The sequence below is a fragment of the uncultured Granulicatella sp. genome, assembly GCF_963545075.1.
Lineage (GTDB): Bacteria > Bacillota > Bacilli > Lactobacillales > Aerococcaceae > Granulicatella.
In genome coordinates this window covers 1-10891 of the sequence record NZ_CAUUHX010000057.1, presented here as the reverse complement: position 1 = coordinate 10891, position 10891 = coordinate 1, and the positions used below count along the sequence as shown (strand labels likewise).

Sequence of the window (10891 nt, the reverse complement as noted above, 5' to 3'; positions counted from 1 at the left end):
GGTGTTCACCTTCGTGCTCATGTTTGTCTCCATCATGGTCATGGTGTTCACCTTCGTGCTCATGTTTGTCTCCATCATGGTCATGGTGTTCACCTTCGTGCTCATGTTTGTCTCCATCATGGTCATGGTGTTCACCTTCGTGCTCATGTTTGTCTCCATCATGGTCATGGTGTTCACCTTCATGCTCATGTTTATCTCCGTCATGGTCATGGTGATGATTGTCTAAAATTGGTTTTCCATTTTTATCTTTATAAACGAAGTGGAAATGATTTCCATGACGTACTACATATCCAGATTCAGTTTCACTTTCAATATCTTCTTTTCTAAATACAAATCCATCATGATTATGGTCGTGGTGTTCACCTTCATGTTTGTCGCCTTCGTGGTCGTGGTGCTCACCTTCATGTTCATGTTTGTCACCTTGGTGGTCATGGTGCTCACCTTCGTGGTCGTGGTGTTCACCTTCATGCTCATGTTTGTCTCCGTCATGGTCATGGTGGTGATTGTCTAAAATTGGTTTTCCATTTTTATCTTTATAAACAAAATGGAAATGGTCTCCATGTCTTACGATATACCCTTCTGCTGTTTCACTCACGACATCTTTCTTATCAAAGACAAAGCCATCATGGTCATGATCATGGTGTTCACCTTCGTGATGATGTTTCTCACCTTCATGGTCGTGGTGTTCGCCTTCATGGTCATGTTTGTCGCCTTCGTGGTGATGGTGCTCGCCTTCATGGTCATGTTTGTCGTCTTCATGATGATGTTCATTACTTACAATAGGTTTCCCATCTTTATTTTTATAAATAAAGTGGAAATGGTCTCCGTGACGAACGACATAACCTTCTGCTGTTTCACTTACAATATCTTTCTTATCAAATACATACCCATCATGGTCATGATCGTGGTGTTCACCTTCGTGGTCATGTTTATCTCCGCCATGGTCATGATTCTCCGTAGTTACTACTGGATTTCCTTGTTTATCTTTATAAATATAATGGAAATGGTCTCCATGTCTTACGATATACCCTGTTTCAGTTTCGCTAACAACATCTTTTTTATCAAAAACATAGCCATCTTCAACTTCTTCATGATGTTCATGCGCTACTGAATTTGTAGCCATTGTTGTAGCAATCGTTTTTTGAGCATTATTTTTATAAATAAAGTGGAAATGATCTCCATGTCGAACGACATATCCCATTTCATTTTCTTCTACAATGTCATTTGGATTAAAGACATATCCATCATCTGTAGAACTAAAAGTATTCGTAGCAGAAGTTTTTTGTTCATAAATAGCATCTGCTGGTGGAGCTCCATATACAAAATGGTAGTGATCTCCATGTTTTTTTAAGTATCCATTTTCGAATACTTCTCCCACAATTGTTTTTGGTTTGTTATTTTTAATTTCTTCTGCAAGTTTTTCAAATTTAGTCATTTGTGCATTTGATACAGTTGTCTCTTCAACTTGTTGTTGAGAATTATTATCTGTTTGTCCTTGAAATAGTCCACAAGCTGCTGTGCTAAGTGCAATAACACTACTTAAGCTTGCCATCCAAAGTTGTTTTCTAGTTGGCTTCATATTTATCTCCTTTTAAATCGTAAATATTACGTTTTATAAAATAACCTTTTTTTCATCTTTTGTCAAGCCTTATCTCTTAATTTTTTGTACAAAAAAAGACGACTGCTGTCGTCCTTCGTTACTTCAGAGAAGTCAAGTCGTAGTTACTCCCTCATAAGCTTACGTACAAAATGGAAAGGACTTATCGCAGTAGCGTTAGTACTAGAAGCCATATTGGCTTCTAGTACAGGAAACTTCGAGACCATGGCTCGAAGTTTAGGCATAAGACCGTACAGGGCTGCTGCCGTCCTTCGCTACTTCAAAGAAGTCCATTTCTATTCTATTTCACTTGTTGAATGTGCCAAATTCTATCTGCATATTCTTTTACAGCACGATCTGCTGAGAAAATACCAACTTTTGCCGTATTGACTAAACTCATCTTTTGCCATTGTTTTTCATTATTATAAGCTTCTTCAATTTGTTGTTGCGCATGAATATAAGATTCAAAATCTGCTAAACACATAAATGGATCATCATTTAATAAATAATCTACTAAGAAATTAAAGTTCATACCTCCAACAGTCATCGTACGAATGAAATCAAGTGTTTGTTTCACTCTTTCAGAACGATTATACCATTCCCAAGGTTTATACCCTTCTGCAACTAATTGATTGACTTCTTCTGTTTTTAATCCGAAAATAACAATATTTTCTTCACCAACTGCTTCTAAAATTTCAACATTGGCACCGTCTAATGTTCCTAATGTGATTGCTCCATTTAACATTAATTTCATATTACCAGTACCACTTGCCTCTTTACCTGCTTGAGAAATTTGTTCACTCACATCAGCTGCAGGTAAAATAATTTCTGCTAAACTTACTTTGTAATCTGGAATAAAGACTACCTTAATGTATTCTCTTACTAATTCATCACTTTCAATTAATTGAGAGATGGAATGAATAAATTTAATAATATTTTTCGCCATATCATAACCAGATGAAGCTTTTGCTGCAAAAATAAAGGTTCTTGGAGAAGGTCTTAATCCTTGATATTTAATGGCTTGATATAAATAAACAATATGCAAAGCATTTAATAATTGACGTTTATATTCATGAAGTCTCTTCACTTGTACATCAAAAATTGAATTTGGATTTACCGTAATTCCTAATGTATCTTGAATATAAGCTGCTAATTGTTGTTTCTTCTGATGTTTAATATTTTTTAATGCATGTAAAACTTTTTCATCATCTTTATACTCTAATAACTTAGAAATTTTAGATAAATCTTTTACAAAATCAATACCGATTAATGATTCTAAATAAATCGTTAACTCAGGATTTGCTTGTCCTAACCATCTTCGATGTGCAATACCATTTGTCACATTACCAAATTTATCCGGATATAGTGAATAAAACGAATGGAAAGTAGAATCCACTAAAATATCACTATGTAATTTCGATACACCATTGACATAATGACTACCAACAATGGATAAGTTCGCCATTTTAATCATACCATCATAAATAATAGCTGTTTCTGGTAAAGTCATTTCATAGCCCATATCAATCACCCATTGACAGAAGCGACGATTAATTTCTTCTATAATTGAGTAAATTCTTGGAAGAATTGGTTGGAATAAGTCCACTGCCCATTTTTCCAATGCTTCAGACATAATAGTATGGTTCGTATAAGCAAATGTTTTTGTTGTAATTTCCCATGATTTTTCCCAAGAATAATGGTATTCATCAATTAATAATCTCATAAATTCTGCTACTGCCATTGCTGGATGAGTATCATTAATATGAAGTGCAGCATATTCATGGAAATTTTCTAATGTTCCAAATTCATGATAATGATTTTTTACTAATTGTTGTAGAGATGCACTAATAAAGAAATATTGTTGTTTAATACGTAATTCTTTTCCTTCTCTTGTGCTATCTGCTGGATATAATAATTTAGAAATGGAAGATGCAATCGCTTCTGCTTCGGAAGAACGAGAATATTCTCCACGTTCAAATAATTTCATATTAAACCCTGTTTTGGCTTTTGCTTCCCATAATCGTAGTGTATTAACTGTATCTGTATCATACCCTGAAATTAATAAATCATATGGTTCGGCTTGAATAGCTGTATAATCTTCATGAGTCACACGGAATCCTTCTGGTGTCATTTCTTCACGAATATTTCCATAGAAACGAACTTCTACTTCTTCGTCACTACGATACACTAAACCATATTTCCCTAAATCTAACCAGTGGTCCGGAAACTCTTGTTGCCAACCATTATTAATGACTTGCTTAAAAATTCCATATTCATATAAAATCGAAAACCCTGTTACTGGATAATCTTGACTCGTTAAGGCATCTAAATAACAAGAAGCTAGACGACCTAACCCACCATTTCCAAGACCTGGATCAGGTTCAATTTGATAAATCTCATCTAAAGAAATATGATGTTTGCTTAAATATGTTTCGATTTCTTGTTCAATTCCTAAATTAAATAAATTGTTTCTTAACGTTCTTCCAACTAAAAATTCCATGGACATATAATACGCACGTTTTACTCTACGTTTTTTCAATTCTTGTTCATATCCAAATTTCTTTTGAGATAAAATCTCACGAACACTTCTCATCATTGCTTCGTAAACTTGACGTTTACTAGCATGATCAATCGTTACCCCAAATTGAATTTGTAATGTTTGTTCCATACGTTGTTGAAAATTTAATGAATTCACAATTAATCACCTTTATCCTTTTATAAAATTGATTGATATAACGAAACATATTGCTTCGCAGACTGATTCCAACTAACATCTTTACTCATTGCTTGAGATACAATTGAAGCCCAGTTTTCTTTTTGGTAATCATAGACTTCTTTTGTTCGTCTTACTGCATCTAATAAATCTCCAGAATTAAAACTTTCAAATGTAAATCCTGTTCCATGAACTCCATCAAATGGTTGAACAGTATCATATAATCCACCAACACGATGAACAATTGGAACTGTTCCATAACGCATCGAAATTAATTGTGATAAACCACATGGCTCAGTTTTAGAAGGCATTAAAAAGGCATCACACGAAGCATAGACTTTTGAAGACATTTCACTTGAGAACATGATTAAGCTTCGAACAGCATCATGTCTACGATATTCTAATGAACGTAAGGCTGATTCATAGTGAGCATCTCCCGTTCCTAAAATGACTAATTGAATGCCTAAGTCTAATAAAGCATCTGCCACTTCTAATACTAAATCAATTCCTTTTTGATGCGTTAATCTAGTAACCATTCCTACCATCATCTTATGAGGATTTTCTTCTAAAGCCATTTGTCTTTGAAAGGCTAATTTATTTTCTACTTTTCCAGATAGGCTTGATAATGAATAATTTCTTTCAAGATGCGGATCCGTTTCTGGATTAAATACATTTGTGTCTAGTCCATTCACGATTCCCACTAATTTTCCTTGTTCCACTTGCAAAATTTTATCTAAGCCGTATGAAAAATATGGATTTAAAATTTCTTTTGCATAAGTTTGACTGACTGTATTGACACGATTTGCTAATTGAATCGCACCTTTTAATAAATTTAAATCACCATTATAAATCAATGCATCAAAATACTTATTATCTAATCCAAATAAATTCCCCATAATATACGGATTAAATTTCCCTTGGAATTCAATATTATGAATCGACAATACTGTTTGCATACCTTGATAAAATTCCATTCCTCGTGATTTAAAATCATCTAAATAAATAATGGATAGTGCTGTATGCCAATCATTCGCATTAACAATATTTGGTTGATAATCAATATGAGGTAAAATTTCTAAAGCAGCTTTTGAAAAGAATGCAAAACGTTCACCATCATCTTCTTGTCCATAAACTGTTGAGCGATTAAAATACTGTTCATTATCAATAAAATAATACGTAATTCCATCAATATTACACTCAAAAATACCACAATAAGCTTGTCTCCAGCCTAATTGCACAAAAATATGTTTTTTATATACTAAAGGAAATTTTTCACGATTGATACTTGAGTAAAGTGGTAATACTACTCTTGCTTCTACTCCTTCGGCTTGTAACGCTTTGGGAAGTGATCCAATCACATCTCCTAGTCCGCCAATTTTTACAAAAGGGGATGCTTCTGCAGCGATAAATAGAACTTTCATCATCATTCTCCTTTTTAGGTTAATAGGAACTTGCTTCTAATCAGTTTGAAATAAAATTCACTGATTATTTCCTATTATACTCTTATTTATCACAAATTAAACTATAATATTGTTTTGTTTTTAACTTTTTAACGAACTTTACTTGAACGATAAAAACGACAGCCCTTTCGACTGCCGTTTTCAATTTTTCTATTCTTAGATTTTTTTTTGAATTAATTTTCTAAAAGTTTGAGTATAAATCTTTGCTCGATTTGGAATACATTGCATCACTCGATTCGCATAAGGAGAATTGATAGAACGTGTATCTAAAATCCATATTTCTGCTTTTTCTTGATGCGGACGATTCATTCTTCCTAATCCTTGATAAAATTGTTGTAACATTTTTTCCAAAGCATAATCTTGGAAATAATGACGATTTTGTAATTTCATTTCCTCAGCAATGACTCTTTGCTGTAATTGTGTTGGATTTGGGAAAGGCAATTTTGGAATTATTAATTGATCAATGGATACCTCTCCACTATCAAAGCCCTCCCAAAAACTATACACGCCTAATAATAAGACTGATTCTTGTTGTTGAAATTTCCGCTGAACCTTTCTGCTCGACTGATTAGTTCGTTGGACTAATAACGGAATATCTGGATGTTCTAATAACACTTGCTCCAATTCCTCTAGCATTTCAATGGAATGAACCAATACTAGACATCTTCCTTGTTTTCTTTGATAAATATCTAGTAATTGTCTCGCTAATAATTCCACTCTTTCAGGTGTCACAATGATGGAAGGAGTCGGTAAATCTGTCGGTATCAATATATGGTGTTCAAAATTTTGATACGTTTTTGGTAAAAATAATCCTTCTTCTTGTTTTACAATTGAATGAAATAGTGGCGTGAAGATTGGAATAGTTGCAGAAATCCCTATAAATTGATGGATATAGGATTGAATTTCTCTCCACATTTTTAAAGCAGATTTCATACTTTCTAGTTGTAAACTATATTGCCCTTTTTTCAACACATAAGAAACGGCTACATATCCCTCTTTTTGTTTTAATAAAAGAACCATTTCTTGTACTAACTTTTGTAAACAAGTATGAGTTTTTTGAACAAGTTCATCATTACCATTAAAGTCAAATGTTCGTTTTAATAGATCAATACAAGCTGATTTTACCGCTGCTAATGTTTGATGATGGATACTCTTCTCCCATTCTTCTGCAGATAGCAATATTACCGAAGTAGGATAACTTTCTTTTCGAATCATTTGCATCCATTCTTCATATAAGTCACAAATCTCAAGTAATCGACGATTGATTTGTCCGGATTGATGTTCTTGAGTACTCGACATTTCTAAATAACTTTCTAAATGATATTCGTTCCACTTCATTTGTAATTGCCATAATGCATCAAATTCCAATAATTTTTGTTCTTGGCTTTCTAAAACTTGCTCCAATTGTTGTACTTCATCCATTATCACAATTGGTTTATCAAAATTCTCTCTTTGAGGAGCTTGTTTTAAATATTGGACTAAAAATGCTTGGTTCGTAATCACCATTTTAGCCTTTCTCGCATGTCGTATCGCTCTACGATAGAAATCCATTTTAGAGAACTGTCTTTCTTTTCTAGTTATTTTCTCCCATATTTCACGATGGTAAAATAACGAATTACACTCAGATAAATCTCCTGAAGTTGTATGTGCTAGCCATTTTAATAAAGCAATCACTGTTAAAGCACTTTTCTGATTTTGGAATTGTTCATATTTTTCTAAAACTTCAGCTAGTCCTGATAGTGAAAGATAATGCTCTTGTCCTTTGACAGTTGTAATTGGAAGTGAGATTCCTAATACTTCTTCTAATGGTTTTATTTCCTGCTCTACTAGTTGCTGTTGTAGTAAAATCGTCGAAGTAGCAATCCATATTGGATGATTTTGTGATTGTACTTGTAAAGAAACTAGTAAATAAGCTAATGTTTTTCCAAGTCCAGGCTCCGCCTCTACCCAACTAATCGAATGCCCATAATTTAATCTTTCCAACATAAATTCAATTAATTGAACTTGTAAAGATTGATGCTGAATAACCTTTTTCTCGACTAATTTATGATAAAGTTCCAGAGCATTCCATTTTTGTGTCTGCTCATCATCTTCCTCTTTTTCAACAATAGGATTCAATGCAAAGCCATCTATAAAAGTAAATTCTTTTAAGGATGATGAAGCATTTTGACAACAATCATGAATCACTTGCCCAGTTTCAGCCATTAAACTATCCGCAAATAAAGACATTTGCTGTAAAGTAGAAGCGGGTAATTGTTCTAATTCCTCTAAACAGTTTAAAAATAATTGAGCAGTTGCATACGCATCGCTTCCTGCTGAATGAATTTGTTGATGTGGAATTTCTAATAATTGCGTTAAATCTTGCAGACGATAACTCTCAATCGTCGGATAACAAATTTGCGCTAATTGAACAGTATCCACACAAGGAGCACTCCATTCAATTCCTGCTAATTCTCTAAAACTTTCTACTAAGTAGGAATAATCAAAACTGATATTATGAGCTACAAATGTTTTTCCTTCTAATAATTGAAAAATAGTTGAGGCAATTTCATCAAAATACGGGGCTTGCTTCACTTCTTTCTTATCAACTCCTGTTAATTGTTGAATCTCATAAGGAATCGTTGTTTCTGGATTTATATACAAATCTACTTGAGTAACAATTTCTCCCTGTTCAATAATGGAACAACCAAATTGAAAAATTCTTCCACCTTCTTCAAATTTAGGACCCGTTGTTTCTAAATCCACTACTGCATAACTCGTTTTCATTCTCTCACCTACTTTTCTCATAAAATTAGTTTACTAACTCTTTTAAGGAAACGCAACTATTCTCATAAAAAAGAAGTACACTTCCTTATAGTGGAAATGTACTTCAACTTTCACTCAATATTTTTGGGAAACTCTATCGTAACCGTTACTTGCTTTTTACCCTTCTCTAACTGATAACTAAACCCATAATGTTCTAATAAATTTTGAACGACTAATAAACCAATCCCTGTTTTCTTTTGATTTTCTTCTAATAGATCATTCATTTCTTCTATGGCATCATTCACTTCATTTTGAATTATGAAACAATTTTCATCCGAAACGATTCGAATGACAGAACCTTTTTTAGCATATTGATACGCATTACTAAAAATATTGGAGAGTACAATTTTAAAAGCTTCCTGTCCGATTAATAATTGCTTTGAAACAATATGACTATGAATTGTTAAATTTCTCTTCATTGCAATCCAATGATGATCCTGAGTAACTTTTTGAATTTCTTCTTCGAGGGAAATCCATTTTGCTTTTTCTCCTAGAGCTTCCTTAGATTCTCTTAATAGTGTCACTACTTTTTCTGTAAGTCCATCCACAATTTGAATACATTCGTCAATATAAAAATCACGATTTTTATATTTTCCAACATGATACTTCATATTTTCTAAAATAATTTTCAAACTTGCTAAAGGAGTTTTTAAATCATGCGAACGTCCACGGAAAAATTCGTATTTGATTTTTTCTAATTGAAGAATCGTTTCATTCTTTTCTTCTACATCATCAATTACTTGTAATAAATTAATATACAATTGATTAATTTGCGTTTTTAATTCTCCAATCTCATCAGTCGACTGAACTTCTAACAAAGCATGACGATCCAATTCCTTCATTTTTCTCATTGTCTTTTTCATCTGTTGAACTTGTTTCGTTATTATTCTCGCATAAATCCAAGCTATCATCAATGACATTACAAAAGATACTAACAATGTATATGGTAAAAATTTCCAACTTAAAGAAATAGCTTCTTTTTGTAAATCAGTCGTTGTAATAAATTGTAAATTTAAATTTTCTCCAGTTTTTGTTTGAATTTGTCTCTCTTCAATAACTAAAGAATTTGTAACACTTGAAAAATCAGCTGGTATCCCTTGAGTGATTTCAAATTCATTAGAGCCTGTTTCAGCACCTGCCATCAAAGTAATATCGTTACCTTTCGAATATAGGTTTACAAAATCTAGAATTTGACTTTCTTCTTTTAAATTTAAACTGGAAGAAATTTGATCTGCTTTGATACTTAGCTCCTGCTGTTTCGTTTCTAGATAAGTTTTTGGAAAAATAAAATAAATCGAAACATGAATACCGATGACTAACATACTTAAAATAAAAAAAGTTGTCGCTAAAATTTTTGGAAATATTTTTAATGATTTCATAGTCTCTCCAATTTATATCCCACATTACGAATTGTAATAATACAATCCAATGCTAATTTTTTACGTAATTCCTTCATATAGACATCAATTACTCGATCAAAAGGTATTTCGTCTGTTTCTTTCCAAACTTGATCAATAATTTGTTGCCTACTTAATGCTTGCCCTTCATGATCGACTAAACATTTTAAAATTTCAATTTCTTTCGCATTCATATCTACTTTTTCACCAGAAAGAGTTGCTGTATAACTAGAGAAATTCACACTCGTATTTTGATAAGTAAACACTTCTGTATCCGGATAATATCGTTTCATCAAAGCATCAATTCTCGCTTTTAAAACAGGTAAGGAAAATGGCTTTTCAATATAGCCATCTGCTAATTGACTAAAAGCTTTTAATTGGTATTCTTCATCGCTAAAAGCTGTTAGCATTAAAGCAGGGATTGAACTTTTTCTTCGAATATATTCTAGAACTTCTAATCCATTCTTTTTCGGCAATTGAATATCTAACAATACTAAATGAACTTCATTAGAATCGAATAAATCGATTGCTTCGTGTCCATCACTTGCCGCAATCATCTCATAATTACATTCACTTAAATAATCACAGACTCCTTCACGAATCGGTGCTTCATCTTCAACCATTAAAATTCTCACAGCTTCATCTCCTCTCATTCTTATTATAAATGATTTTCTCATTTCTGTCCTTGTCATTTTACAATTCAGCCACACGAAGTTATTTAAGCATCTCATTGTCTTTCATTGCCATTTTCTGTTATACTAAATTATACTTTTAAAATAGAAAGGGATTAAAATGATGACTCTTATTAAACACAAACGTGTAAATTATTCAGAACTTTTTTATGACCTAGTTTTTGTTTTTGCAATTTCAAAAGTAACTGCTTTAATTCACCATCTTCATAACGGTATTTTGACTTGGA

The 10891-nt window shown here is 32.6% G+C and carries 7 protein-coding genes; 1 reads left to right on the top strand and 6 read right to left on the bottom strand.

All coding sequences use genetic code 11. The features are described from left to right. The 6 genes from RWZ86_RS07430 to RWZ86_RS07405 all read right to left on the bottom strand — a co-directional run. Window positions 1-1579 (bottom strand): pneumococcal-type histidine triad protein (locus tag RWZ86_RS07430; RefSeq protein WP_314681009.1); only part of this gene is annotated, 1579 nt, incomplete at its 3' end. A 319-nt stretch (window positions 1580-1898) separates the two neighbouring features. Beyond that, window positions 1899-4292, bottom strand: a complete 2394-nt coding sequence (locus tag RWZ86_RS07425) for a glycogen/starch/alpha-glucan phosphorylase (protein WP_314681008.1) — start codon at window positions 4290-4292, stop codon at window positions 1899-1901. Window positions 4293-4312: 20 nt separating this feature from the next. Then, window positions 4313-5731 carry a glycogen synthase GlgA gene (gene glgA, locus RWZ86_RS07420; RefSeq protein ID WP_314681006.1) on the bottom strand — a complete coding sequence of 473 codons (1419 nt, stop codon included), beginning with the start codon at window positions 5729-5731 and terminating at the stop codon, window positions 4313-4315. A 195-nt stretch (window positions 5732-5926) separates the two neighbouring features. Next, on the bottom strand, window positions 5927-8536 hold the full coding sequence (locus RWZ86_RS07415; protein WP_314681002.1) for a helicase C-terminal domain-containing protein: 2610 nt from the start codon (window positions 8534-8536) through the stop codon (window positions 5927-5929). 110 nt (window positions 8537-8646) lie between these two features. Further along, complete coding sequence (locus RWZ86_RS07410) at window positions 8647-9954, bottom strand: HAMP domain-containing sensor histidine kinase (protein WP_314681000.1); 1308 nt, start codon at window positions 9952-9954, stop codon at window positions 8647-8649. Beyond that, window positions 9951-10607 (bottom strand): response regulator transcription factor, encoded by a 657-nt coding sequence (locus tag RWZ86_RS07405; protein ID WP_314680999.1) that lies wholly within the window; start codon window positions 10605-10607, stop codon window positions 9951-9953. Before RWZ86_RS07405 ends, RWZ86_RS07410 begins: the two co-directional genes overlap by 4 nt. Before the next feature lie 157 nt (window positions 10608-10764). Here RWZ86_RS07405 and RWZ86_RS07400 point away from each other — a divergent pair. Next, window positions 10765-10891: low temperature requirement protein A (locus tag RWZ86_RS07400; protein WP_314681011.1), on the top strand; the 127-nt coding region annotated here is incomplete at its 3' end.